The sequence below is a fragment of the Gordonia sp. VNK21 genome (genome assembly GCF_046098115.1).
Classification (GTDB): Bacteria; Actinomycetota; Actinomycetes; order Mycobacteriales; family Mycobacteriaceae; genus Gordonia.
Genome location: NZ_JBJURU010000011.1, coordinates 146,536 through 170,704, shown reverse-complemented (window position 1 = coordinate 170,704; position 24,169 = coordinate 146,536). Strand labels below are relative to the sequence as shown.

28 protein-coding genes and 1 pseudogene are annotated in these 24,169 nt (G+C 71.5%); 6 read left to right on the top strand and 23 right to left on the bottom strand.

Translation table 11 applies throughout. From position 1 onward, the window contains the following. The first annotated feature begins 37 nt into the window (after window positions 1-37). The 3 genes from ACJMNC_RS13800 to ACJMNC_RS13790 are packed head-to-tail and all read left to right on the top strand — an operon-like array spanning window position 38 to window position 1,952. Entirely contained in the window at window positions 38-667 is a 630-nt protein-coding gene (locus ACJMNC_RS13800; protein ID WP_408948529.1) for a biotin transporter BioY, read from the top strand. Continuing rightward, window positions 664-1,353: an energy-coupling factor ABC transporter ATP-binding protein gene (locus ACJMNC_RS13795; RefSeq protein ID WP_408948528.1), complete on the top strand. Its 690-nt coding sequence runs from the start codon at window positions 664-666 to the stop codon at window positions 1,351-1,353. Before ACJMNC_RS13800 ends, ACJMNC_RS13795 begins: the two co-directional genes overlap by 4 nt. Then, window positions 1,350-1,952 carry an energy-coupling factor transporter transmembrane component T family protein gene (locus ACJMNC_RS13790; protein WP_408948527.1) on the top strand — a complete coding sequence of 201 codons (603 nt, stop codon included), beginning with the start codon at window positions 1,350-1,352 and terminating at the stop codon, window positions 1,950-1,952. The genes ACJMNC_RS13795 and ACJMNC_RS13790 overlap by 4 nt, the downstream gene beginning before the upstream one ends. A 93-nt stretch (window positions 1,953-2,045) precedes the next feature. Here ACJMNC_RS13790 and ACJMNC_RS13785 read toward each other — a convergent pair whose 3' ends face one another. The 4 genes from ACJMNC_RS13785 to guaB all read right to left on the bottom strand — a co-directional run bounded on the left by ACJMNC_RS13785 (window position 2,046) and on the right by guaB (window position 7,089). Continuing rightward, window positions 2,046-3,848, bottom strand: coding sequence for a GMC family oxidoreductase N-terminal domain-containing protein (locus tag ACJMNC_RS13785; protein WP_408948526.1), 1,803 nt, complete (start codon window positions 3,846-3,848; stop codon window positions 2,046-2,048). 16 nt (window positions 3,849-3,864) lie between these two features. Beyond that, window positions 3,865-4,311 (bottom strand): DUF1622 domain-containing protein, encoded by a 447-nt coding sequence (locus ACJMNC_RS13780; protein ID WP_408948559.1) that lies wholly within the window; start codon window positions 4,309-4,311, stop codon window positions 3,865-3,867. 68 nt (window positions 4,312-4,379) lie between these two features. Continuing rightward, the gene (locus tag ACJMNC_RS13775; RefSeq protein ID WP_408948525.1) at window positions 4,380-5,543 is read right to left on the bottom strand and encodes a GuaB3 family IMP dehydrogenase-related protein; all 1,164 of its coding nucleotides are present in this window, start codon (window positions 5,541-5,543) and stop codon (window positions 4,380-4,382) included. A 34-nt stretch (window positions 5,544-5,577) separates the two neighbouring features. Then, complete coding sequence (gene guaB / locus ACJMNC_RS13770; protein WP_408948524.1) at window positions 5,578-7,089, bottom strand: IMP dehydrogenase; 1,512 nt, start codon at window positions 7,087-7,089, stop codon at window positions 5,578-5,580. Between the two features lie 78 nt (window positions 7,090-7,167). Here guaB and ACJMNC_RS13765 point away from each other — a divergent pair, with 78 nt between their 5' ends. Continuing rightward, window positions 7,168-7,560: a DUF5319 domain-containing protein gene (locus ACJMNC_RS13765; RefSeq protein WP_408948523.1), complete on the top strand. Its 393-nt coding sequence runs from the start codon at window positions 7,168-7,170 to the stop codon at window positions 7,558-7,560. A gap of 30 nt (window positions 7,561-7,590) precedes the next feature. Here ACJMNC_RS13765 and ACJMNC_RS13760 read toward each other — a convergent pair whose 3' ends face one another. From ACJMNC_RS13760 to ACJMNC_RS13750, 3 genes are all read right to left on the bottom strand, one after another. After that, entirely contained in the window at window positions 7,591-8,442 is an 852-nt protein-coding gene (locus ACJMNC_RS13760; protein ID WP_408948522.1) for an anti-sigma-D factor RsdA, read from the bottom strand. Further along, window positions 8,439-9,011, bottom strand: coding sequence for a sigma-70 family RNA polymerase sigma factor (locus tag ACJMNC_RS13755; RefSeq protein ID WP_408948521.1), 573 nt, complete (start codon window positions 9,009-9,011; stop codon window positions 8,439-8,441). Before ACJMNC_RS13755 ends, ACJMNC_RS13760 begins: the two co-directional genes overlap by 4 nt. Before the next feature lie 88 nt (window positions 9,012-9,099). Beyond that, window positions 9,100-9,912 carry a hypothetical protein gene (locus ACJMNC_RS13750; RefSeq protein WP_408948520.1) on the bottom strand — a complete coding sequence of 271 codons (813 nt, stop codon included), beginning with the start codon at window positions 9,910-9,912 and terminating at the stop codon, window positions 9,100-9,102. Window positions 9,913-10,199: 287 nt separating this feature from the next. Between ACJMNC_RS13750 and ACJMNC_RS13745 the strand changes: the two genes are divergently transcribed. Further along, window positions 10,200-10,499 carry a WhiB family transcriptional regulator gene (locus tag ACJMNC_RS13745; RefSeq protein ID WP_408948519.1) on the top strand — a complete coding sequence of 100 codons (300 nt, stop codon included), beginning with the start codon at window positions 10,200-10,202 and terminating at the stop codon, window positions 10,497-10,499. Window positions 10,500-10,606: 107 nt separating this feature from the next. Here the strand turns inward: ACJMNC_RS13745 and groES are convergent, their stop codons facing one another. The 16 genes from groES to rplM form a co-directional block, all read right to left on the bottom strand. Beyond that, window positions 10,607-10,906 (bottom strand): co-chaperone GroES, encoded by a 300-nt coding sequence (groES, locus tag ACJMNC_RS13740; protein WP_408948518.1) that lies wholly within the window; start codon window positions 10,904-10,906, stop codon window positions 10,607-10,609. Window positions 10,907-11,078: 172 nt separating this feature from the next. Beyond that, window positions 11,079-12,107, bottom strand: a complete 1,029-nt coding sequence (gene tsaD, locus ACJMNC_RS13735; protein WP_408948517.1) for a tRNA (adenosine(37)-N6)-threonylcarbamoyltransferase complex transferase subunit TsaD — start codon at window positions 12,105-12,107, stop codon at window positions 11,079-11,081. Then, the gene (gene rimI, locus ACJMNC_RS13730) at window positions 12,104-12,619 is read right to left on the bottom strand and encodes a ribosomal protein S18-alanine N-acetyltransferase (RefSeq protein WP_408948516.1); all 516 of its coding nucleotides are present in this window, start codon (window positions 12,617-12,619) and stop codon (window positions 12,104-12,106) included. Before rimI ends, tsaD begins: the two co-directional genes overlap by 4 nt. Next, window positions 12,616-13,314, bottom strand: coding sequence for a tRNA (adenosine(37)-N6)-threonylcarbamoyltransferase complex dimerization subunit type 1 TsaB (tsaB, locus tag ACJMNC_RS13725; protein ID WP_408948515.1), 699 nt, complete (start codon window positions 13,312-13,314; stop codon window positions 12,616-12,618). The genes rimI and tsaB overlap by 4 nt, the downstream gene beginning before the upstream one ends. Then, window positions 13,307-13,795, bottom strand: coding sequence for a tRNA (adenosine(37)-N6)-threonylcarbamoyltransferase complex ATPase subunit type 1 TsaE (tsaE, locus tag ACJMNC_RS13720; RefSeq protein ID WP_408948514.1), 489 nt, complete (start codon window positions 13,793-13,795; stop codon window positions 13,307-13,309). Before tsaE ends, tsaB begins: the two co-directional genes overlap by 8 nt. Next, a complete protein-coding gene (locus ACJMNC_RS13715; RefSeq protein ID WP_408948513.1) occupies window positions 13,785-14,912 on the bottom strand; it encodes an alpha/beta fold hydrolase in 1,128 nt (375 codons plus the stop codon). Before ACJMNC_RS13715 ends, tsaE begins: the two co-directional genes overlap by 11 nt. Beyond that, window positions 14,905-16,095 carry an alanine racemase gene (alr, locus tag ACJMNC_RS13710; protein WP_408948512.1) on the bottom strand — a complete coding sequence of 397 codons (1,191 nt, stop codon included), beginning with the start codon at window positions 16,093-16,095 and terminating at the stop codon, window positions 14,905-14,907. The genes ACJMNC_RS13715 and alr overlap by 8 nt, the downstream gene beginning before the upstream one ends. Further along, window positions 16,083-17,510, bottom strand: a complete 1,428-nt coding sequence (locus tag ACJMNC_RS13705) for an NAD(P)H-hydrate dehydratase (RefSeq protein ID WP_408948511.1) — start codon at window positions 17,508-17,510, stop codon at window positions 16,083-16,085. Before ACJMNC_RS13705 ends, alr begins: the two co-directional genes overlap by 13 nt. Before the next feature lie 4 nt (window positions 17,511-17,514). After that, window positions 17,515-19,377 (bottom strand): glutamine--fructose-6-phosphate transaminase (isomerizing), encoded by a 1,863-nt coding sequence (gene glmS, locus ACJMNC_RS13700; protein WP_408948510.1) that lies wholly within the window; start codon window positions 19,375-19,377, stop codon window positions 17,515-17,517. Between the two features lie 11 nt (window positions 19,378-19,388). Further along, window positions 19,389-20,336, bottom strand: a complete 948-nt coding sequence (locus ACJMNC_RS13695) for a dienelactone hydrolase family protein (protein ID WP_408948509.1) — start codon at window positions 20,334-20,336, stop codon at window positions 19,389-19,391. 9 nt (window positions 20,337-20,345) lie between these two features. Further along, on the bottom strand, window positions 20,346-20,543 hold the full coding sequence (locus ACJMNC_RS13690) for a hypothetical protein (protein WP_408948508.1): 198 nt from the start codon (window positions 20,541-20,543) through the stop codon (window positions 20,346-20,348). A gap of 13 nt (window positions 20,544-20,556) precedes the next feature. Further along, complete coding sequence (locus tag ACJMNC_RS13685; RefSeq protein WP_408948507.1) at window positions 20,557-21,114, bottom strand: hypothetical protein; 558 nt, start codon at window positions 21,112-21,114, stop codon at window positions 20,557-20,559. Further along, window positions 21,111-21,398 carry a hypothetical protein gene (locus tag ACJMNC_RS13680; RefSeq protein WP_408948506.1) on the bottom strand — a complete coding sequence of 96 codons (288 nt, stop codon included), beginning with the start codon at window positions 21,396-21,398 and terminating at the stop codon, window positions 21,111-21,113. The genes ACJMNC_RS13685 and ACJMNC_RS13680 overlap by 4 nt, the downstream gene beginning before the upstream one ends. 62 nt (window positions 21,399-21,460) lie before the next feature. Further along, window positions 21,461-22,798 carry a phosphoglucosamine mutase gene (glmM, locus tag ACJMNC_RS13675; RefSeq protein ID WP_408948505.1) on the bottom strand — a complete coding sequence of 446 codons (1,338 nt, stop codon included), beginning with the start codon at window positions 22,796-22,798 and terminating at the stop codon, window positions 21,461-21,463. 14 nt (window positions 22,799-22,812) lie between these two features. Beyond that, window positions 22,813-23,331, bottom strand: coding sequence for a 30S ribosomal protein S9 (gene rpsI / locus ACJMNC_RS13670; protein WP_408948504.1), 519 nt, complete (start codon window positions 23,329-23,331; stop codon window positions 22,813-22,815). Next, on the bottom strand, window positions 23,328-23,771 hold the full coding sequence (rplM, locus tag ACJMNC_RS13665) for a 50S ribosomal protein L13 (protein ID WP_408948503.1): 444 nt from the start codon (window positions 23,769-23,771) through the stop codon (window positions 23,328-23,330). Before rplM ends, rpsI begins: the two co-directional genes overlap by 4 nt. 208 nt (window positions 23,772-23,979) lie before the next feature. Here rplM and ACJMNC_RS13660 point away from each other — a divergent pair. Next, a pseudogene (locus ACJMNC_RS13660) lies at window positions 23,980-24,169 on the top strand (YceI family protein); the annotation flags it as partial.

Here is a 24,169-nt window from a genome sequence, read left to right as displayed (position 1 = left end):
CCCACTGTAGTGACTTCCGTCCGAAGTAGTAGGGCGGATGATCGCATCCCGGGCCGCGGAATACCCTGATGGCGTGCAGAGACTCTCCCTGTCGGTCGCGGACCTGACGCAAGCCGCGGTATTCGCCGCGCTGATCGCCGTCCTCGGCGTCCCCGGGCAGCTCAATCTGTCCAGCGGCGTCCCCATCACCCTGCAGAGCATGGGCGTGATGATGGCCGGTGCGATCCTCGGTCCCAAGAAGGGCACCCTGGCGGTGCTCATCTTCATGGTGCTGGCGCTGGCCGGCCTGCCGATCCTGGCCGGCGGCCGCACCGGCATGGTCTCGCTGAGCTCCCCGACGGGCGGCTTCTTCGTCGCCTTCCTGCCGGCCGCATTCGTGATCGGCCTCGCCACCGCGATGATGATGCCGCGCTACCGGCTGTGGCTGGGCTTTGTGATCAACGCGCTCGGCGGCGCCCTGCTGGTCTACGTCATCGGTTCGATCTGGCTGATGGTGCGCGCCGACATGAGCGTCGGCGCCGCCGCCGCGGTGAACGGTCCGTTCATCATCGGCGACCTACTCAAGGCCGCCGTGGCCGCCCTGGTCGCCCAGCAGGTGCACCGCGGCCGGCCGGGCCTGATCCCGCCGATCCGGCTGCGCCGCACCGCCGTTCCCGCGCAACCATGACCGGCAACTCCATCGCTTTCGACGGCGTCGGGCACTCGTTCGACGGCCGGCCCGTCCTGCACGGGATCAGCGTGGAGCTCACCGAACACCGGATCGGCATCATCGGGGCCAACGGCAGCGGGAAGTCGACGCTGGCCCGGATGATGAACGGGCTCATCCTGCCCGAAAGCGGCACCGTCACCGTCAATGGCCGCAACGTGGCCAAGAACAAGCGCGCGGTGCGCCGCGACGTGGGTTTCATCTTCGCCGACCCGGACCGGCAGATCATCATGCCGACGGTCGCCGAGGACATCGAGCTGTCACTGACCCGCACGATCGGCGACAAGCGGGAGCGCCGCGAACGGGCCCGCACCGTACTCGCCGACTTCGGCCTCCTCGACCAGGCCGACCAGCCCTCGCACACGCTCTCCGGCGGCCAGAAGCAGCTGCTGGCGCTCGCCTCGATCATGGTGATCGGCCCGCGGATCCTGGTGGCCGACGAACCGACCACCATGCTCGACCTGCGCAACAGCCGGATGCTGCAGCGGGCCCTCACCGGCCTGGACGAACAGCTGATCGTGCTCACCCACGACCTGGACATGCTCACCGGCTTCGACCGGGTGCTGGTGATCGACGACGGCCGGATCGTCGCCGACGACGCACCCGGCCCGGCGGTGGACCACTACCGGAAGCTGATGGGCTCGTGAGCGTGATCGGCACCTATGTGCCCGGGCACTCACCGATCCACCGGCTGCCGGCCGGACTGAAACTGCTCGCCCTGTTCGGGGCGATCATCGCGATGAGCATCTGTGTGCACGACCTGGTCGGCGCGGCCGTGACCGCCGGTGCCGTGATCGCGGTCTTCGTGCTGGCCGGCATCGGCCCCCGGCGGGCCTGGCCGCTGATGAAGGGCGCCCTGTGGCTGGTGGTGTTCCTGATGGTGATTCAGACCGTGCTCACCGACTGGCACCGGGCGCTGGTGGTGTGCGCCGTGCTGGCCGCCGCCATCGCACTGGCGGCGGTGGTCACCCTCACCACCCGCACCAATGACATGCTCGACGCCATCATGACCGGCCTGCGCCCGCTGGCCCGGCTGGGGGTGCGCACCGATCTGATCGCCCTGGCACTGGCGCTGACCATCCGCTCCATCCCGCTGATCGCGGAGATCTTCGGTCAGGTGGATCAGGCGCGCCGGGCGCGCGGCCTGCGCCCCGGACCGCGGGTGCTGATCGTCCCGACCGTACTGGCGGCGCTGGCCGTGGCCGACGGCTTCGCCGAAACCCTGGCCGCGCGCGGTCTCGACTGATCGCGGGCGCAGCCACAGAACTTGGGCACTGTAAGAACTTGGGCACTGTAAGGCGGACTGGATCCGCCTTACAGTGCCCAAATTCTGCACGTGTCAGTCGACGGCGACGTCCTCGTCGAGCTGCGGAGCGCCGGCCGCCTTGGACAACTCGTCGATCGACTGCGCGGTGCGCGCGTCGACCGGGGTGATCGGCAGCCGCAGCGCACCCGGGGCGGCGGCGGGCACCACCGGGGCGGCCGGCGTCACCGGGGCGAGCCGGCGGTAGGGCTCGCCCTGCGCGGGGCGTGGATCGGCGTCACCCTTATTGGGCCACAGCGAGATCGCGCGTTCGGCCTGCGCCGAGATCGAGAGCGACGGATTCACGCCCAGATTGGCGGTGATCGCCGCACCGTCGGTCACGTGCAGGGTCGGATAGTTCCACACCCGGTGGTAGGGGTCGATGACGCCGTCGTCCGGGCTCTCGGAGATCACGCACCCGCCCAGGTAGTGCGCGGTGAGCGGCATGTTGAAGACATCGCCCCAGGTGCCGCCGGCCACCCCACCGTCGAGTTTGGCGGCCATCCGCCGGGTAGCCTCGTTGCCCTTCGGGATCCAGGTCGGATTCGGTTCGCCGTGTCCCTGCCGGCTGGTCACGTAGCGCAGCGGGCCGCGGCGACGCACGAACGTGGTCAGCGAGCTGTTGCTGTTCTGCATCACCAGGGCGATCACCGTGCGCTGGCTCCACTGGCGCACCAGCAGCAGCCGCACCAGCAGGAAGGGGTTCTTCACGATCTGCCGGAGCACCTGCCCCAGCCGGTTCGGGATACTGCCGCCGTCGGTGAGCAGTGTCTGCAGGTACGCGATCGCATTGGAGCCCTTGCCATAGCGCACCGGCTCGATGTGCGTGTTCTCCTCCGGATGGAACGACGAGGTGATCGCCACGCCCTCCGAGTAGTCCGACGCCGGATCCACCCGGGCGCTCATCGCGCCGAGGATCGATTCGGAGTTGGTGCGGGTGAGCACGCCCAGCCGGTCCGACAGCCGCGGCAGGGTGGTGTCCTTGGCCCGGTGCAGGATCTTCTGGGTGTTGAAGGTGCCGGCCGCCACGATCACCTGACCGGCGGTGTACTGCCGCCGCCGCGAGCCGAACGGCCCCCACGACGACGATCCGCGCGCCGAGACCAGCCAGCTGCCGTCCGGACGCTGCTCGAGCCGGTCGACGGTGGTGCGGTCGATGATCTGCGCGCCGGCCCGCTCGGCCAGACCCAGATAGTTCTTCAGCAGGGTGTTCTTGGCGCCAACCCGGCAGCCGGTCATGCACGCCCCGCATTCGGTGCAGGCCGTGCGGCGCGGTCCGGCGCCGCCGAAGTACGGATCGTCGACGGTCTGGCCGGGGGCGCCGCGGCCGCCGGTCTTGGCGCCGAAGAAGACGCCGACCGGGGTCATCCGGAACGTCTCGCCCACCCCCATCTCCCCGGCGACCTCCTTGATCACCCGGTCGGAGTTGGTGAACGTCGGATTGGTGACCACGCCGAGCATCCGGCGGGCCTGGTCGTAGTGCGGGGACAGCTCCGACTCCCAGTCGGTGATGTGCGCCCAGGTGGGGTCGGTGAAGAACGGGGTCGGCGGCTTGTAGAGGGTGTTCGCGTAGTTCAGCGAACCGCCGCCCACTCCGGCGCCGGCCAGGATCATCACGTCCTTGAGCAGGTGGATGCGCTGAATGCCGTACAGCCCGAACTTGGGTGCCCACAGCCATTTGTGCAGCCGCCAGCTGGTCTTGGCGAACTGCTCGTCCTCGAAGCGGCGGCCCGCCTCGATCACCCCCACCGAATAGCCCTTCTCGACCAGCCGCAGCGCACTCACGCTCCCGCCGAATCCGGAGCCGATGATCAGAACGTCGAAGTCGGTGTGAGCCATGCAACCATACTAATGATCATTGAGAAGGTTGTGGCACCGACTCCCCCGTCGGGCCGCCCGGGACCCGTGCGGCCGCCGCCCGATCCCGGCCCGCTTCGGCCGCGATCACGCTCGCCCCGCTGGTGAGCAGGGCCCGGCGCCAGGGCAGCACCCCCTCGATCTCCACCGAGATCGACAGCGAGAGCACGGTCCGGATCAGCACCACGATGCCCAGCACCGCCACATCCTCGAGCGACGGTTTGGAGGTGATGGTGCGCACCAGGTCGGCGGCGATCAGCACTTCCAGACCGAGCATGATCGCCCCGCCGAGCGTCCGCCGGAGACTCTGGAAGACGTCCGCACCGGGGTGGCCGCGGCGCAGCGCGCGGACCGCGAGGCCCAGTGCGAGCAGCGTCCCCAGCACCATGCACAGGGCGCCGAGCACCTCGAAGCCGAGGGCGACCCAGCCGAAGACGTCTTCCATCAGCTCCACGCGCTCAGCCTAGGGCACCGTCGGCCCGCCGGCGGTTCTGCGGCAAACCGGCGAACCGGTCAGGCACGAACCGACAGGCCGACCTTCTGGAACTCCTTGAGATCGGCGTAACCGGCCTTGGCCATCGACCGGCGCAGCGCGCCGATCAGGTTCAGGTGGCCGTCCGGATCGTCCGACGGCCCGGTCAGCACAGTGGCCAGGCTGGGCCGCTCGCCCTCGGGCGCCACCTGCAGCACCGCGCCGCGCGGGGTGTCCGGGTGCGCCGCCGCCGACGGCCAGTACCAGCCGCGGCCGGGGGCCTCCTGCGCCTGCGCCAGCAGGGTGCCCAGCACCACCGCGTCGGCGCCGCAGGCGATCGCCTTGGCCACGTCGCCGGAGGTGTGCAGGTCGCCGTCGGCGATCACGTGCACATACCGGCCGCCGGTCTCGTCGAGGTAGTCGCGCCGGGCGGCGGCCGCGTCGGCGATGGCCGTGGCCATCGGCACCCCGATGCCCAGCACCTCGCCGGTGGTGGTGGCGCCTTCGGCCGAACCGTAGCCGACGATGACGCCGGCCGCGCCGGTGCGCATCAGGTGCAGCGCGGTGCGATGGTCGTGGACGCCGCCGGCGATCACCGGGATGTCCAGGTCGCCGATGAAGGTCTTCAGGTTCAGCGGCTCCGGCTCGAGATCCTCGGCGCCGCGGTCGACGAGCACCACGTGCTCGGCGGAGATGATGGTGCCGTGCACCACCAGCACCTCGAGACCGGCCTCGAGCAGGGCCGGGGTGAGCGTCGGCGCCAGCTGCGGGCTCACCCGCACCGCGCTGGTCACGCCGGCGTCACGCATCTGGGTGATGGCCGCCGCGATCCGGTCGAGCCGGATGGGCGCGGCGTGCAGCTGCTGGAGCAGGCGCACCGCGGCCGACGGGTCCGGATCGGCCTCGGCCAGGGCCACCACTTCGGCGATCTTGGCGTCGGCGTCCTCGTGCCGGGCCCACAGCCCTTCGGCGTTGATCGTGCCCAGCGCGCCCAGCCGGCCGAGTTCGATCGCGGTCTCCGGGGAGCCGATCGCATCGGTCGGGTGGTTCAGGATCGGCATCGAGAATCGGTAGGCGTCGATCTGCCACGAGGTGGAGACGTTCTTGCTCGACCGCGTCCGGCGAGACGGGACGATCGAGATGTCCTCCAGCTCGTAGGTACGCCGGGCAGTTCTGCCCATGCCGAATTCGACGAGGTCACGCAACGGTGCGCCTTTCTTCTGCCGTCAGATCTGCCGATCAACGAGTGTAGTAGTTGGGCGCTTCAGCGGTGAGAGTGATGTCGTGCGGGTGCGATTCCTTCAGGCCCGCGGCGGTGATCTGCACGAACTGCGCGCCCTGCAGATCCTCGATGGTGGCGCTGCCGGTGTAACCCATGGCGGCCTTCAGACCGCCGGAGAGCTGGTGGATCACCTGCGAGAGCGGGCCGCGGAAGGGCACCCGTCCCTCGATGCCCTCGGGAACCAGCTTGTCCTCGGCCAGCACGTCGTCCTGGAAGTAGCGGTCCTTGGAGTACGACTTGCCCTGGCCGCGGCCCTGCATGGCACCCAGCGAGCCCATGCCGCGGTAGCTCTTGAACTGCTTGCCGTTCACCAGGATCAGCTCTCCCGGGGATTCGGCGGTGCCGGCCAGCAGCGAACCGAGCATGGCCGTGGAGGCGCCGGCGGCCAGCGCCTTGGCGACGTCGCCGGAGTACTGCAGACCGCCGTCGGCCACCACCGGCACACCGGCCGGCTTGCACACGGAGACCGCCTCGAGCAGTGCGGTGATCTGCGGGGCGCCCACACCGGCCACCACGCGGGTGGTGCAGATGGAACCCGGGCCCACGCCCACCTTGACCGCGTCCACGCCGGCGTCGATGAGCGCCTGCGCACCGCTGCGGGTGGCGATGTTGCCGCCGATCAGCTGCACCCGGCTGCCGATCTCGGCCTTGAGCTTGGCGATCATGTCCAGCACCCCGGACGAATGGCCGTGGGCACTGTCGACGACGAGCACGTCCACGCCCACCTCGTCGAGCGCCATGGCACGCTTCCAGGCTTCGTCGCCCGCCCCCACGGCGGCACCGACCAGCAGCCGGCCGTCGGCGTCCTTGGTGGCATCGGGGTGCTGTTCGGTCTTGACGAAGTCCTTGACGGTGATCAGCCCGGTGAGCCGGCCGTTGCCGTCGACGATCGGCAGCTTCTCGATCTTGTGGCGGCGCAGCAGACCCAGCGCGGCCTCCGCGGAGACGCCCTCCTGCGCGGTGATCAGCGGCGCCGGGGTCATCACCTCCGAGACCGGGCGCGACTGGTCGTGCTCGAAGCGCATGTCGCGGTTGGTGATGATGCCGACCAGTTCGCCGGCCTGATCGACCACCGGCAGACCGGAGATCCGGAAGCGGGCGCACATGGCGTCGACCTCGGCGAGGGTGTTGGTGGGCAGGCAGGTCACCGGGTCGGTGACCATCCCGGCCTCGGAGCGTTTGACCGTCTCGACCGCCGACGCCTGATCCTCGATCGACAGGTTGCGGTGCAGCACCCCCATGCCGCCGGCCCGGGCCATCGCGATGGCCATCCGCGCCTCGGTGACGGTGTCCATCGCCGAGGACACCAGCGGCACCTTGAGGGTGATCTCGCGGGTCAGCTTGGAAGAGGTGTCCACCGCATTGGGGACCACGTCCGAGGCGGACGGAAGAAGCAGTACGTCGTCGAAGGTGAGGCCGAGCATCGCGACCTTCTCGGGATCATCTCCACCGGTGTGCACACGCGTCATCTGCTCATTCTATCGTCGTTTCCCGACAGGCCTTCGTCACGGTCGATCCGGGCCGCCGGCATGGGCTACGGTGGGGGTGTGCGAGACCACTTGCCACCAGGAATGCCGCCGGATCCCTTCGCGGACGATCCGAGCGACCCCGCGGCGGCTCTCGACGCTCTCGAACCGGCCGTTCCTCTCGATGAGCAGGAACGTCGCGCCGTCCAGGACGACCTGGAGGATCTCGAGGTCTACGAGTCGCTGCTCGCGCCCCGCGGTATCCGCGGCCTGGTGGTGGTCTGCGAGGACTGTCACGAAGATCACTTCCACGACTGGGACATGCTGCGCGCCAGTCTGAGTCAGCTGCTGGCCGACGGTTCCGTCCGGCCGCACGAGCCGGCCGTCGATCCGCGCCCCGAGGACTATGTGACCTGGGAGTACTGCCGCGGATTCACCGACGCCTATCTGATCTACCGCAACGAACGCCGCTGACGGCGCTCGCGCACCGTCCCGCCGCCCCGGTCAGCTGACCGGGACCGAGCGGTCCGCGGTGACCGTCGTCGAGGGCGCGGGCGCCTCGCTCGACGAGGTGGCGCTGGGCGTGGTGCTGCTGCTCGGCACACTCGACGACGGCGACGGCGAGGACGGCACGCTCGACGACGAGGAGTCGGACGGGATCGTCACCGTGACCGAGGACGACGGGTCCTGGCCGGTCACATCGGACGGCAGGGTCGCCGCGTCGGGCGCCGAGGTGTCGGTGGTGGCCGGGTGGTCGCCGTTGTCGTCCTGCAACCGGCGGATCCACTGCTGCATCCGCTCGCGGGTGTCCCGATCGTTGATCGGCTCGAGCTGCCCCTGGGCCTTGGTGATCAGCTGGTCGGCGCGGACGTCGTCGCCGGCGTCGACCGCCTCCTGGGCCGATTCGAGCGTGCTCTGCACGTCGACCCGGGCCTGAGTCTGCTCTGCCTCGCTGGCGAAGACCACCTTCTTGACCGACCACAGCGGGTCACCCGGCTGCGAGTTCTCGCTCATCACCATCAGCCCGGCGCCGGCCAGCGCCAGGATGCCGGCGGCTCCGGAGACGAGACGCAGGTTGCGGGTGGTGGAGCGGCGGCGCAGCGCGGCCTGCTCGGCGGCGATCGCAGTCTCCACGTCGGTGAGCGTCGGCCGGGCCGGCGGCGGATCCGCCAGCACCTCGGTGCGCCAGGCGAACATCAGGCCCGCCAGTTCGGCGGTCGCCGGATCGTCCAGCGGCACCGACCGTCCGTCGGCGATGGCATCGAGGAACTCGTCGTCCCGGTGTACCGCGGTCAGGTCCACCGACGCGGCCTCGCCGGAGCGGGGGTCGATGAACCGGGGATCGTTCTCGTTCATCGCGCACCTCCCGGATCCAGTAGTTTCTTCAACTTGCCCAGTGCCCGGTGCTGTGCGACGCGGACGGCGCCGGGGCTGCTGCCGACCATCTCGGCGGTCTCCTCCGCGGAGAGTCCGACCACCAGACGCAGCACCAGGATCTCGCGCTGCTTCTCCGGCAGGACCTCCAGCAGCTCGCGCATGCGGGCGCTGGCGTCGCTGTCGAGAGCGTGCTGTTCGGGACCGGACGAGAAGTCGACCACCTCGGGGACGTCCTCGACCGGATCGGCCTTGGTGCGTGCCGCGGTACGCATCGCGTCGGCCACCTTGTGGGAGGCGATGCCGTAGACGAACGCCATGAAGGGCCGCCCCTGGTCTTCGTACCGGGGCAGAGCCGTCATCACCGCCATCAACACCTCCTGAGCCACGTCGTCAGCCGAGAAGAGATGCCTCTCGGCCGCACCGATGCGTGCCCGGCAGTAGCGCAGGACCGGATCCCGAACACTCTCGAGCACTGAGTTCAGCGCCCGCCGGTCTCCGTCCTTTGCCAGACGGACTGCCTCGTGCAGCGCCTCACCTGTCAGTTTCATCGCCGGAGAGTGATCGAAGTGTTACACGGATGATCGATGCCACACCCCGGATCTGAGCAGGGAGCTGTCCGGGTGGCACCCGTCCACCTTAACGACCGTGTCGCTCACCGGGCCGCAGGGGCGCGAAGGGCATCCCCCGAAGGGCAAGTTCATCGCGGAGTCTGCGCACGTCAGAGGCTATATCTTGGGGGTATGGGGGCAGCGACATGAGCATGCTCTCCGCGGCCCAGAGCAGCGGCAGAGCGCCCTGTGCGGCGGCCCGGCGGCGGCTGTCCTCAGCCAGCGCGACCGCATCGCCGGTTTTGTCCGAGGCCGCGGCGACCGCCGCGAGGATCAGCGTGGTCTTGAGCCGGTGACGCTGCGAGGGCACCGCCGCCGCAGCCGACTGCAGCCGCCCCGTCTGCGCGTGCGCGGCGGCGATACGGCCGCTGTAGAGGGCCCACTCGGTGCGCACCCAGGCCGCCCGCAGGCGGACCCGTGCGAGCGTGCGCCAATCGGCCGCCGGGTCGTCGGCGAGCGAGTCGAGGAAGCTCTCGGTGCGACCGAGCAGGGTGTCGGCGGCCCGGAAGTCGCCGATCCCGAGAGCGTCGGCGGCCAGTCCGATCAGGCCGTCGGCCCAGGCCGCCGCGGTCCACGGCGCGGACGTCCAGCCGCGGCCGGCGAGCCCGCCGTCCCGGACCGCCGTCGCCACCAGCGCGCAGGCCGCACCGTCGGCGGCGCGGGCGACGGCGTGCCCGCCGGCCTGCCGAGTGAGCGAACCTCGCGTACTGTGCGCCAGAGAGCGTACTGCCGGTGCGGTGCCCGGATCGGCGTCGAGAGCGTTGAGTTCGGTCCGGGCGGCCGCGGCACGGCCGCGCGCACCGAGTTCGACGGCCGCCCACCATCGGGTCACATCGGTCATGTCGTCCTCACTGTGGCGTAGATCTCGCCGCCTCGGAGCTTTCGCCAGCGTTAACAATCAGCGTCCCAGATTGCCGGAAGGTGCCCCGGCGGCCCCCGATTGTTTCTGTCCCGTTACGGGTCCACGTGGAATTCCCAGACGGCTCATCGTACGTTAACCGAACAGCAAAGACGCAGTTCAGATGGCCTGAATTCGTTGTTTGACGGGCCAGATCGGCGCCGCCTAGTTTGAGCCTTGCAAGCGATGAACACGCCCGCGAGACGCGGACCTTGAGCAAGGAGTTCACAGTGACCACCACCGCAGACCGCCTGCCCGGACCCAATGCCGACTTCTGGGACTGGCAGCGCCTCGGCGACTGCCGCGGTCTGGATTCGTCGGTCTTCTTCCACCCGGAGGGCGAGCGCGGCCGCGCCAGAATGCAGCGCGAGCGGCGCGCCAAGCAGGTGTGCAACGGCTGCCCGGTGATCATCCAGTGCCGCGAGCACGCACTGGCGGTGGACGAGCCCTACGGCATCTGGGGCGGCCTGAGTGAGCACGAGCGGAATCTGATCCGCCGCCGGCAGCTGAGCCGGCCGCTGGCCTCCTGATCGCGCCGCGCCGCCGGCACCGGTGCCCCGGCATCGGCGGCGACGGCAGAACCGACGACGAAGCCCCGGTGGAGATCCACCGGGGCTTCGTCGTCTTGTCTCTTGTGTCAGCCGAGGACGGCCAGCACGTCGCGAGCGGAGAGGATCAGGTACTCCTCGCCCTCGTACTTGATCTCGGTGCCGCCGTACTTGCTGTAGATGACGGTGTCGCCTTCCTTGACGTCCACCGGGATCCGGTGCTCGCCCTCATCGTCCCAGCGGCCGGGGCCGACGGCGATGACCTTGCCCTCCTGGGGCTTCTCCTTGGCGGAGTCGGGGATGACCAGGCCCGAAGCGGTGGTCGTCTCGGCCTCAACGGCCTGCACGAGGATCTTGTCCTCAAGCGGCTTGATGTTCACGCCTGCCACGATGTCAGTCCTTCTCTATTCACTGCTGATGAACGTTGACGGCTTCGGATCGCTGCCGCGTCGTCGCGGGTGCCGCGGCGAACGAACCAGTGCCGACTAGCACTCTACCTATGCGAGTGCCAGCGCTCAACCCCGGACAGTGCCATGTCGCGCCGGTGGCCGGAACCGCCCGCTACAGCGCGCTGACCTGAACCGACATTCCCGGGTCGGAGGCGACGGTCAGCGGCGACGGCGGGGTGCCACCGCCGATCACGTGGGCGCCGAGGGTCGCGATCATCACCCCGTTGTCGGTGCACAGCCGCGGCTTGGGCACCCGCAGGTCCACGCCGGCGGCAGCCGCCCGCTCGGCGGCCAGCTCACGGATCCGCGAGTTGGCGGTGGCCCCGCCGCCGAGCACCAGGGTGTCCACCCCGCGATCGCCGCAGGCGCGCAATGCCTTGGCGGTGAGCACGTCGGCCACCGACTCCTGGAAGGAGGCCGCCACGTCGGGGATGCTCACCCGGCGGCCGGCCCGCACCTCGCCCTCCACATAGCGGGCGACGGCCGTTTTGAGGCCGCTGAACGAGAAGTCGTAGCGGGCATCGCGCGGACCGGTCAGGCCCCGCGGGAAGGCGATCGCCTCGCGGTCGCCGTCGGCGGCGGCCGCGTCGAGCGCCGGCCCACCCGGATAGCCCAGGTCCAGCAGACGCGCCACCTTGTCGAAGGCCTCACCGGCGGCGTCGTCGATCGTGGTGCCCAGTTCGGCGATGGGCTGCGACAGGTCGTCCACGCCGAGCAGATGCGTGTGCCCGCCGGAGACCAGCAACGCCACCGCCGGCGGCATCGGCCCGTGCTCGAGGGTGTCGACGGCCACGTGCCCGCCGAGGTGGTTCACCGCGTACAGCGGCACATCCCAGGCCAGCGCATAGGCCTTGGCCGCGGCCACGCCCACCAGCAGCGCACCGGCCAGTCCCGGGCCGATGGTCACGGCGATCGCATCGGGGCGGTCGATGCCGGCCGCCTCGCGGGCCCGGCGCATGGTCGGCACGATGGCCTCGAGGTGCGCGCGGGAGGCCACCTCGGGCACCACCCCGCCGTAGCGGGCGTGCTGATCCACGCTCGAGGCCACCTCGTCGGCCAGCAGGGTGGCGCGCTCGCCGTCCCAGGAGACGATGCCGATCCCGGTCTCGTCGCACGAGCTCTCGATGCCCATCACGATCACGGCGCGTTCTCCCCCTCGTCGTCCGGCGGGGCGGGGCGCACCATGGTGTAGGCGTCGGCGCCGGAAGGCTGATAGTAGTTGCGGCGCAGCCCGGCGATCCCGAAGCCGGTGTCCCGGTAGAGCGAGATGGCCGGCGCGTTGTCGGTGCGCACCTCCAGGAATACCGGGGTGACCTGACCGTCGGCAACTTCCAGGCCGTCGGCGACGTCCAGCAGGGCGGCCAGCAGTGCCCGCCCTCCGCCGCGGCCGCGCAGCACCGGGTCGACGGCGATGGTGTGGATCTCGCATTCGTGTGCCCCGACCGGACCGAGCACGGCGATCCCGGCGTAGCCGGCGACCGGGGCACCCGGCCCGGTGCGCAGCGCGAAGTAGCGGTTGTGGGCGGCGCGCAGTTCGGCGACGAAACCGGCCAGCGGCCACGGCGAGTCGCCGGCGAAGATCTGCGCCTCGAGTTCGGCGCAGCGCGGCAGATCCGCCGGCGTCAGGGCGTCGACGAGCAGCCCGGTGCTCACAGCAGCGACTTGCGGCGCTGGTCCTTGAGCTCCACCGCATCGGGGCGCCGCAGGTAGAGCGGAGTGAGCGGGGCAGGCTCGGTACCCAGCAGTTCCGCCCCGACCGCGGCCAGTGCGGCCGGGGTGGGCACGGTGGCCGTTCCCGCCGGGCCGAACCGCGAGGTGAACGCCGGATCGCCCACCACCACGGCGGGCGGATCGCCGGCCAGCGCCGCGGCCAGCTCGTCGGGCCGGCTCACCTCGGGACCGGCCACCCGCCGGCCGTGGTCGTAGCGCGCCCAGTACACCTCGCGGCGTCGCGCATCGGTCACCACCAGCATCGTCGGCACCGGACCGTCGCCGACGGCCTGCGGCTCGGCGGCGGCGATCGCGTCGAGTGAGCACACCCCGTAGACGGGCAGGTCCAGTGCATCGGCGTAGGCCGCGCCGGTGGCCATCCCCACCCGCAGCCCGGTGAACGGGCCCGGGCCGCAGCCCACGATCACCGCGTCCAGCTCGCCTCCGGTCACCGAAGCCTCGGCGAGCGCCTCCTTGATCAGTGTGGTGAGCACCTCGGCGTGCCGCCGGTGATCGTCGACCACCCGCTGCGCCAGCGGCCGCGGGCCGCCCGGACCGAGCCGCACCACCCCGGTGACCACCGAGCCGGTGGACGTGTCGATGGTCAGCACCGTGGCGGTGCCGCCGGTGTCAGTCATTGCTCACCCATTCCCAGTCGGCGGTGCGCACCTCGGAGCCGTCCGCGGAGTCTTCCGGGCGCCGCAGCCGCACCAGCAGGTATTCGTCGACGAGCCGTTCGGCCACGCCCTCACCCCATTCGACCACCACCACGCTGTCGTCGAGGTCGGTGTCCAGGTCCAGTGCGTCCAGATCGTCCAGTCCGCCCAGCCGGTAGGCGTCGACGTGGATCAGTCCCGGCCCGCCGGGCCGCCCCGGCCGGTGTTCGCGGGCGATGATGAAGGTGGGCGACGAGATCCGGCCGGCCACGCCGAGTCCGGCGCCCAGGCCGCGGGTCAGCGCCGTCTTGCCCGCCCCCAGCGGTCCGTCCAGGATCACCAGGTCGCCGGCCCGCAGCACACCGGCCAGCGCCCGACCCAGGTCTTCGGTGTCGGCGGTCTCGGGGAGCACGGCCCGGCCGGGCTGTCCGCGCTGGACCCGAGGGTGTCCGTCACCGCTCACTGCGCGCCTTCCGCCACGGGATGCGGGGCCGGTTGCGGGCCAGGCGCGAGCGTTCCACCAGGTCGACGATGCCGTCGGTGACCAGTTCCGGGCTCTCCATCGGCAGCATGTGCCCGCAGCCGTCGCCGATCCGCAGCCGCGCATCGTCGCCGAGTTCGGAGAAGGCGCGCACCGAGTTGGCCAGCGGCGTGAGCCGGTCCTCCTCGCCGCACATCACCACCGTGGGGACCTGGGCGAGCACCGGCAGCGCGGTGGACTCGTCGTGGCTCTCCAGGGCGTGCAGGAAGTTCACCATCGAGGCGATCGAGGTGTTCTGGATCATCGCCTCCACGGCGTGCTCGGTGGCCGGGCTGTAGAAGTCCGGGCCGAAGCTGGCGGCGGCCAGCACCGGCTCGACCGCCTGGCGGGTGATGCCGCGGCCGGCTTGCACCAGCCCCGGGAAGTAGCGCACCGAGACGCGCAGCGCGTCGACGATCGGATTGTTCAGGCCCTCCCCCAGGCCGGCTTCGGTGATGCCGCGGGCGGCGGTGGACACCAGCGCCACCCCGGCCACCTTGCCGCGGGCGTGCCCGAAGAGCTCCGGGTGGCTGCGGGCGAGCGCCATGATGGTCATGCCGCCCATCGAATGGCCCACCAGCACAACCGGTCCGGTGGGTGCGACCGCGCGGATCACCGCGGCCAGATCCTCACCGAGCTGGGCGATCGAACAGCTCGGTTTGGGTGCCGGGTCGCTGGCGCCGTGGCCGCGCTGATCGTAGAAGACCATCCGGACGTTCTTGTCGGCCCAGCGCTGCGCGAGCTGGAAGCGCTGGAAGTGCCAGGACGCCATCCGCAAAGTGAAACCGTGCATAAAGATCACCGTGAGCTCCGGCTCCTTGTCCGGATCGCCGGTGAGCACGGTGCGCACCGCCAGCGCCACCCCGTCGTCGGCGATCACCGTCGACGAGTCGTCGTCGTAGATGATCTTGAAGTTCTCGCCGGCGTACGGATCCACGGCGGTGCCCGCCTTGCGCCGCCGGCGGCGCCGCCGGAAGGCGCCGGCGGTGCTCGCACCGAGCGAACCCGCCTGTCCCAGACCGGAACTCCAGGCCGACCGGCGCTGCTCGGGTTCAGTCATCGCGGTCCCCCGCACTGCGGCCGGCGGTGCCCACGTAGACCCGCCGGGCCCGGCCGCCGACCCCGCTGACGATCTCGTAGTCGATGGTGCCGATCTCCTCGGCCCAGTCGGTGGCCGACGGCACCGGCTCGGTGGCCTGCGGCGACGGGGGCCCGAAGAGCACCGCCAGATCACCCTCGCGCACCCCGCCGCCGTCCCGGCCGAGGTCGACGACCAGCTGGTCCATGCAGATCCGTCCCACATTGGGAAAGCGGCGGCCGTTGATGTGCACCTGCATCCGGCCCGAGAGCAGGCGCGGCACCCCGTCGGCGTAGCCGGCCGGCACCACCGCGATGGTGGTGTCGGCAGGCGCCGTCCAGGTGTGGCTGTAGGAGATGCCCTGCCCGGCCGGGACCTTCTTGACCAGCGCCACCCGGGCGGCCAGCGTCATCGCCGGGGTGAGGCCGAAGTCGCGGCCGACGATCGGCGAATAGCCGTAGAGGGCGATGCCCGGACGCACCAGATCCCGCGCCAGATCGGGCCGGGTCAGCGCGCTCGGCGAGTTCGCCAGGTGCATGAGTTCCGGCCGGACGCCGAGCCGGACCAGGTCGGCGCTCGCCTCGTCGAGGCGCTGCGCCTGCAGCGAGTTCAGCGGGTTCTCCGGCTCATCGCCGAACGCCAGGTGACACATCATGGCCCGGAGCCGCACCGCTCCCTCGGCCTGCGCGGCGGCCACCGCGCGGGCGGTCTCGTCCCATTCGTCGGCGCCGATCCCCGAGCGGCCCAGCCCGGTGTCCACCTTCAGCGAGATGGTGGCGGTCACCCCCTGCTCGTGGGCCGCGGCCACCACGGCCGCCAGCTGCCGCGGGGAGGACAGCGCCAGATCGACGTCGCCGGCGATGGCGGCGCCGAAGTCGGTGACCGGGGTGTGCAGCCAGGAGGTGATGTGCGCGTCGATGCCGGCGGCCCGCAGCCCGAGCGCCTCCGGTACATGCGCCACGCCGAGTTCGGCGGCCCCGCCGGCCAGCGCGGCGCGGGCGGCGGGCACGGCGCCGTGACCGTAGCCGTCGGCCTTGACCACCGCGATCACACCGGTGCCCGCGCGCTCGGCGACCAGCGCGGTGTTGGCCGCGATGGCGTCGGTGTTCACCACGGCCGTCAGCGCGGCCGATTCGGGTGCGGGAGAAGCGGTCACGGTGTCCATTCTGCCAGGAGCGCCGCGAGCGCTGCGGGTAGCGCGGCGGCCAGGGCGCCGGCTCCGATGGGTGCACCCCCGCTGGCCAGAGCCGCGGCCCGGGCGTGCAGACGGGCGGCGGCCGCCCCGGCCCAGCGCGGCTCGCGGCCCGCCGCCAGCAGGGCGCCGGCGATGCCCGAGAGCACGTCGCCGGCCCCGGCGGTGGCCGCCCACGAGCCCTGGGCGTCGTTGCCGTAGACCACGCTCTGTCCGGGGTCGGCGACCAGCGTGATCCGGCCTTTGAGCAGGACGGTGGCGCCGAGCCGGTCGGCCAGGGCGGCCGTGGACGCGGCGCGGTCCGTTCCGGGCGGCGATCCGGCCAGCCGGGCGAACTCCCCGGCGTGCGGGGTGAGCAGGGTCGGGGCGCTGCGCGCGGCGAGCAGTTCCGGCTGTGCGGCGAGCAGCGTCAGCCCGTCGGCGTCGACCAGGACCGGAACGTCACGGTCCAGCACCTGTCGCAGCAGGTCGGCGGCAACGGCATCGGTGCCCAGTCCCGGGCCCACCACCCAGGCCTGCGCCCGGCCGGCATCGGCGAGCTCGCTCACCGCGACCACCTCGGGGTGCCGGGCGAGCACCTCCTCGCGGGCTGTTCCGGCGTAGCGGGTCATACCGGAGGTGGCGGCCACCGCCGCCGAGGTGGACAGCACCGCCGCACCCGGATAGGTGGCCGAGCCGGCCACGATGCCCACCACCCCCTGGGTGTACTTGTCGTCGTCCGGGCCCGGCAGCGGCCAGCCGGCGGCCACCTCCGCGTCGGTCAGGGCGGCCAGGTCCGGTGCCGGCAGCGTCAGGCCCAGATCGATCACCTCCAGGCGGCCGCAGTGCGGTGCCGCCAGCAGGTGTGCGCGCCGCGGCACCCCGAAGGTCACCGTCACCGCCGCCCGCACGGACGGCTCGTGCACCCGACCGGTGTCGGCGTCCACCCCGGACGGCAGGTCCACGGCGAGCACCGGGACGCCGGTCACGGCGGCGAAGGCCGCGGCGGCCGCCGGGCGCAGCGGGCCGTGCCCGCCGAGTCCGACCACCGCGTCGATCACCAGGTCGCTGCTGGGCTCGAGCCGGTCCACGATCCGTCCGCCGGCCGCGGTCAGCGCGGCGAGACCGCCGCGATGGGCGTGGTCGGGGGCCAGCAGGACCGCGTCGACGGCCACCCCGCGTGCCCGCAGCAGCGCACCGGCGTAGAGGGCGTCGCCGCCGTTGTTGCCGGCACCGACCACCAGACCCACGCGTCGGCCGTAGACGGCGCCGCAGCGCCGCCGCAGCTCTGCCGCACCGACGCGGGCGACACCGGAGGCGGCGCGGGCCATCAGCACCCCGCCGGTCAGCAGTTCGCCGGTCGCCTCCTCGGCGGCCCGGATCGCCTCGACGCGGTGGTAACCGATCATCGGCTCATTCCACCGTCACGGATTTGGCGAGGTTGCGCGGCTTGTCCACGTCGTAGCCGCGCTCCTGGGCCACGGTGGCGGCGAAGACCTGCAGCGGCACGGTCGAGACCAGCGGCTGCAGCAGCGTCTGGGTGTGCGGGATCGGGATCAGGTGATCGGCGACCGCGGCGGCCGCGGCATCGTCGGCCTCGGCGATCACGATGGTGCGGGCGCCGCGCGCCTGGATCTCCCGGATGTTGCTGACCATCTTCGAATGCAGCACCGCCCGGCCCACCGGGGACGGCATCACCACGATCACCGGCAGCCCGTCCTCGATCAGCGCGATCGGCCCGTGCTTGAGTTCGCCGGCCGCGAAGCCCTCGGCGTGGATGTAGGCGAGCTCCTTGAGTTTGAGTGCGCCCTCGAGCGCCACCGGGTAGCCCACGTGCCGGCCCAGGAACAGCACGGTGTCGCTGGTGGCGTAGCTGCGGGCCAGGTCGCGCACCGGCCCCATCTGTTCGAGGACCTCGGCCACGGCGGCCGGGATCTCCTCGAGGGCGTTGAACTCGCGGACCACCTCGTCGGGGTATTTGGTGCCGACGGCCTGGGCCAGCGCCAGCCCCACCATGTAGGCGGCGGCGATCTGGGCCAGGAAGCACTTGGTGGAGGCCACCCCGATCTCCGGTCCGGCGTGGGTGTAGAGCACCGCATCGGACTCGCGCGGGATCTGCGCGCCGTTGGTGTTGCAGATGGCCAGCACGCGGGCCTTCTGGTCCTTGGCGTGCCGGACCGCCTCGAGGGTGTCGGCGGTCTCGCCGGACTGGCTGATCGCCACCACCAGGGTGGACCGGTCCAGGACCGGGTCCCGGTAGCGGAACTCGCTGGCCAGCTCCACCTCGACGGGCAGCCGGGTCCAGTGCTCGATGGCGTACTTGGCGATCAGGCCGGCGTGGTAGGCGGTGCCGCAGGCCACCACGAAGACCTTGTCGACGTCGCGCAGGTCGTCGTCGGAGAGCCGCTGCTCGTCGAGCACGATGCGGCCGCCCTCCAGGTGGCCCATCAGAGTGCTCTCGAGCGCCTCGGGCTGCTCGGCGATCTCCTTGAGCATGAAGTAGTCGTAGCCGCCCTTCTCGGCGGCGGCCAGATCCCAGTCGATGTGGAACGGCTTGCCGCCGGTGGGCTCGCCGTCGAAGTCGGTGATCACGTATTCGTCGGCGGTGATCACCACCACCTCGTCCTGGCCCAGCTCCACCGCGTTGCGGGTGTGCTCGATGAAGGCGGTGACGTCCGAGGCGACGAACATCTCGCCGTCGCCCACACCGACTACCAGCGGGGTCGAACGGCGGGCGGCGACGATGGTGCCGGGATGATCGGCGTGCATGAAGACGAGCGTGAACGCACCCTCGAGCCGGCGCAGTGTGCGGTAGGCGCTGGCCACGAAGTCACCGGCGTCCGGGCCGGTCAGGTACTCGCGTTCGAGCAGGTGCACCGCGGTCTCGGTGTCGGTGTCGGAGGAGAACTCGATGCCGGCGTCCTCGAGACCGGCCCGCAGCGGGGCGTAGTTCTCGATGATGCCGTTGTGGACCACCGCCACCTTGCCGTCGCAGCTGGTGTGCGGGTGGGCGTTGCGGTCGGTGGGCTGGCCGTGGGTGGCCCACCTGGTGTGTCCCATGCCGGTCGAGCCGGTCAGCGCGGCCGGGCCCACCTCGGCGATGACCTTCTCCAGGTTCTGCAGCCGGCCGGCCTTCTTCTCCACCGCGATGGTCCCCCGACCGTCGGCGATGGCCACGCCCGCCGAGTCGTAGCCGCGGTATTCCATCCTCCGCAGGGCTTCGACGACGATGTCCAGGGCGTCGCGCTGCCCGACGTATCCGACGATTCCACACATGGTCGCCGAGTTTACCCGGCGATACGCGGTTGCCCTTTCTTGTCGTCGGCGAAGGGTTTCGCGCCGAGCAGCTGGGCGATGTGATCGTTGTCGGCCGGCCGCACCTGCCCCGGCTCCACTCCCAGTGCGTCCGGGAAGACCGCCTCCGGGTCCGCGAACGGCGCATAGTGGTCGTCGCCGGTCAGGGTGTGCAGCAAATAGCCCGTGAGCTGGGCGCGGACCGTCTTGTGGGTGGCCTTGTCGGCGCCGTTGACCCCGATCAGGGTCTTGAGGGAGCGCTTCTCCAGCAGCCCCCGGTTGGTGGCCCCGGCCAACGTGCGCAACACCACATCGCCGCCGAGGGTGTGGGCGAGTTGCACGGCGTTGCCGGTCAGTGAGTCCGTCTGGTCGTCGGCGGCCAGGATCAGCGCCGGCGCGGTCACCTCGGCCGCCGCCGGCAGCAGCTGCCGGGTGGACGGCGCCGGGAACAGGGTGGCCAGCGCCCGGACCGGGATCTGCGGACGGCCGAGCAGCGGACGCGAGGAGGCGGCCAGGACCGCGGCGGCCGCGCCGAAGCCGTGCCCCACCAGCCCCACCTGCGCGGGGTTGACGGTGACCGGTTCGGTGGTGCCCAGCGGCACGCTCTGCAGCACCGTGAGGGCGGCGCGCAGATCGGTCGCCAGTTCCACGTCGGAGGCGAGCGGTCCGCGTTCGGAGTCGGGGGCGGCGACCACGATGCCCCAGGACGCGAGGTGCACCATCAGGTCCCGGTAGGCGGCGCTGCCCTTGAGCCAGGCGTGCCCGAAGGCGACGGCCGGATAGTCCTGCCCGGTGCGCGGGGCGAAGACCTGGCCGGCCAGGCCGACGATGCCCAGGTCGCCGCGGTCGACCTTGTGCGGTCCGCGCAGTGCGAGCGTCTTGATCAGGTCGGCGGGTTTGGCCGAGCCCTTCTTCTTGCGAGCCTTCTTGGTTCCGGACACGTTCCCAGCCTAAGGCTTCGAGCGCGCGACGAGGGGCACCGGCACCATCAGCCGTGGCAGCGGCGTGTGCGCCGGACCGCCGTCCGCGGTGCGGCGGCGCAGGCCCGCGGCACCGCGCGGCGGGATTCCCGGCGGCCGCAGCCGGCTGCTGCGCAGCACTGTGAGCGCCTGCCTGCCGATCTCCTCGAGTGCACTCCGATGGTCCATGCCCCGGTGCTCCTCAGCGCCCGCCGGCCAGGATCAGCTCGCCCGCGGTGCGCCACTGGTCGGCGAGCACGTCCAGGGACTCGCGCACCGCCCGCTCGGTGGCCAGTCCGGCGGCGCGAGCCGCGTCGAGGCGGGCGCTCAGCTCGTCGCCGGCGGCCTGCGGACTGGTGCCGACGGCCAGGGGTGCGGCGGCTGCCGCCATCACGGTGCGGTATTCGCCGAGCACCTCGCCCAGGACCGCCGCCGCGGTGGCGGCGGTACGGGCCTGCACCGTGAGCTGGTCGGCGGCGGCCGCGAGCTCCTCGTGCAGCCGGCCCGCGGCGGTGGCGGCGCTGACGCCGCCCGGCCCGCTCCACACCTCGGGCAGGTCGGCGCACACCCCGCCGAGCCGATCGCCCAGCCGCTGCAGATGCTCGGCGCCGGCCGTCAGCCGCGCGACGTCGTCGTCGAAGCCGGCGGCGTCGAAGGCGGCGATCACGGTGTGCGGAGCCGCCACCTGCTCGTCGTCGTAGTCGACCACGGCGCCGCGGTCGACCCAGCTGTGCAGCAGTGCCAGCAGATCGTCGATCACGGCAGGCCGCCGTCCACCCGGCCGCCGTCGACCCGACCGACGGCGGCCTCGTGTGCGGCCAGGGCGCGGCCGAGGGCGTCGAGCGCACGGGCCTGACGCCGCAGCAGTCCGCAGGTGTGCAGTTGCCGGCCGCGCAGCGCCGCGGCGGCCCGGCGCTGACCGCGGGTGCCGGCCCAGCCTCCGAAATGCCACTCCCCCAGCTGTTCGGCGGCCTCGGCCAGCTCGTGGGCGATCGCCCGCTGGCGTGCCGCCGCTCCGGCCACTCCGTCCCGGTCCAGTCGCATACCCGTCATGTTGATTAGACGCAGCACGGACCGTTCCGGTTCCATCGGCCGGCGCGGGCGTGTCAGACGGCGGCGACCACCTCGGCGACCCGCTGCGCCACGGTCTGTGCCGCGTCGGCGCTCTCGGCCTCCACCATCACGCGCACCAGCTGCTCGGTTCCGCTGGGGCGCAGCAGGATCCGGCCGCTGCCGTCGAGGTCGGATTCGGCCACCGAGACCGCGTCGGCCACGGCCCGATCCCGGGCGACCGCATGCTTGTCGCTGACCGGAACGTTGATCAGCACCTGTGGCAGCACGGTCATCACCGCGGCCAGTTCGGCCAGCCGGGTGCCGGTCTGGACCACCCGCTGCGCGAGCAGCAGTCCGGTGAGGACGCCGTCGCCGGTGGTCCCGGCGGCCGGGACCACGATGTGCCCGGACTGCTCGCCGCCGAGCGAGTACCCGCCCGCGCGCAGTTCCTCGAGGACGTACCGGTCGCCCACCCCGGTGACGTGCACGTCGATGCCGGCCCGGGTCATGGCCTGATGCAGACCCAGGTTGCTCATCACCGTCGCGACCAGCACACCGTCCTTGAGTTCGCCGCGTTCGTGCAGGTCCAGCGCCAGGATCGCCATGATCTGGTCGCCGTCGACCACCGCGCCGGTCGAGTCCACGGCCAGGCAGCGGTCGGCGTCGCCGTCGTGCGCCAGGCCCAGGTCGGCGCCGTGTTCGAGCACCGCGGCCTGCAGGACGTCCAGATGCGTCGAGCCGCAGCCGTCGTTGATGTTGAGGCCGTCGGGTTCGGCGTGAATGGCGATCACCTGGGCGCCGGCCGCGGCATAGGCCTTGGGCGCCACCTCGAAGGCGGCGCCGTTGGCGGCGTCGACCACGATGGTGAGCCCGTCGAGGGTGCCGTGACCGGCCTGGGCGAGATGGGCCAGGTAGCGGTCCACCGCGTCGGGGGCGTCGACCAGCCGGCCCACGCCGGCCCCGGTCGGCCGCGGCTGCTCGCCGCTCATCGCCGCCTCGATGGCGTCCTCGACGTCGTCGGCCAGCTTGTGCCCGCCCGCCGCGAAGAACTTGATGCCGTTGTCCGGCATGGGATTGTGCGACGCCGAGATCATCACGCCGAAGTCGGCGCCGTAGTCGGCGGTCAGGAAGGCGACGGCCGGGGTGGGCACCACGCCCACCCGGATCGCGTCGGCGCCGGCGGCGGCCAGACCGGCGCACAGCGCCGATTCGAGCAGTTCACCCGAGGCCCGCGGATCGCGGCCGACCACCACCCGCGGGCGGCGGTTCTGCTGTGTTGCTTCTGCACCGAGAACGCAAACGGCGGCCGAGGCCAGGCCCAGCGCCAGCTCTGCAGTGAGCTGATCGTTGGCCCGGCCCCGGACGCCGTCGGTGCCGAAAAGGCGTGCCACAGTACGGAAAGCGATCAGCGCTTGCTGTACTGCGAAGCCTTGCGGGCCTTCTTCAGGCCGTACTTCTTGCGCTCGACAGCACGCGGATCGCGGGTGAGGAAGCCGGCCTTCTTCAGGGCCGGACGGTCCTCGGGAGCCACCTCGATCAGCGCGCGGGCGATGGCCAGGCGCAGCGCACCGGCCTGGCCCGAGGGGCCGCCGCCGACGAGCTTGGCGTGGATGTCGAAGGCACCGGTGCGCTCGACGGTGACCAGCGGAGCCTGGATCAGCTGCTGGTGCACCTTGTTGGGGAAGTAATCCTCGAGGCTGCGGCCGTTCAGGGTGAACTGGCCGTCGCCGTTCACCAGGCGGACGCGCACGACGGCCTCCTTGCGGCGGCCGACGGTCTGGACCGGGCGGTCGATGACGACCGGGCCGCGCGAGACGGTCTCGGTGGCCTCGGACTCGGCCGACTCGGTGGTGTAGGAACCGTCTTCCAGGACGACCTCGTCCTCGACGACCTCGACCTCGTTGTTCACGTTCTCGTTGGTCACTGGGCCACCTGCTTGATCTCGAAGGGGACGGGCTTCTGGGCCGCGTGCGGATGATTCGGGCCGGCGTACACCTTCAGCTTCGAGGCGATCTGGTTGCCGAGCTTGTTCTTGGGCAGCATGCCCTTGACGGCCGACTCGACGACGCGCTCGGGCTTGGTCTCCAGCAGCTCGCCCACGGAGCGGGACTTCAGGCCGCCCGGGTGACCCGAGTGGCGGTACAGCTTCTTGTCGGTCAGCTTGTTGCCGCTGACGGCGACCTTCTCAGCGTTGATGATGATGACGTAGTCGCCGCCGTCCACATGCGGGGCGAAGGTCGGCTTGTGCTTGCCGCGGAGCAGGTTGGCGCTCTGCACGGCGAGGCGGCCGAGCACCACGTCGGTGGCATCGATGATGTGCCACGTACGGGTGACATCACCGGCCTTCGGGGTGTAGGTAGGCACAGTAGTCCTCACTGTTCGTCGTGATTGCCGGTCCAATGCTCGGCACAGCTGCTCCCGGCGACCGGTGGGGACCCGGGGCTGTGGTGATCGCCGACGCCGCCGAAGCGGGCACGACGATGCCAAGCACCAGCGGTCAAGCGTACGCGCGTCGATCGGCGCAGGTCAAAACGGCCCGGCGCAGACGCGCTCACACCGTAGGCTGGCGGCTATGACCGACACGCAGACCGTCACCGCAGGCTCCGGCGAACTGCTCATCCGCACCGGCGTGACCGGCAAGGCCGCACGCACCGGTCACCGGCTGACCATCGCCGTGACCTCCTGGCAGGCGCAGGTCACCGTCGACGACGGCCACCCGAGCGCCGTCACGCGGACCGTCGACGTGGACTCGCTCGACGTGA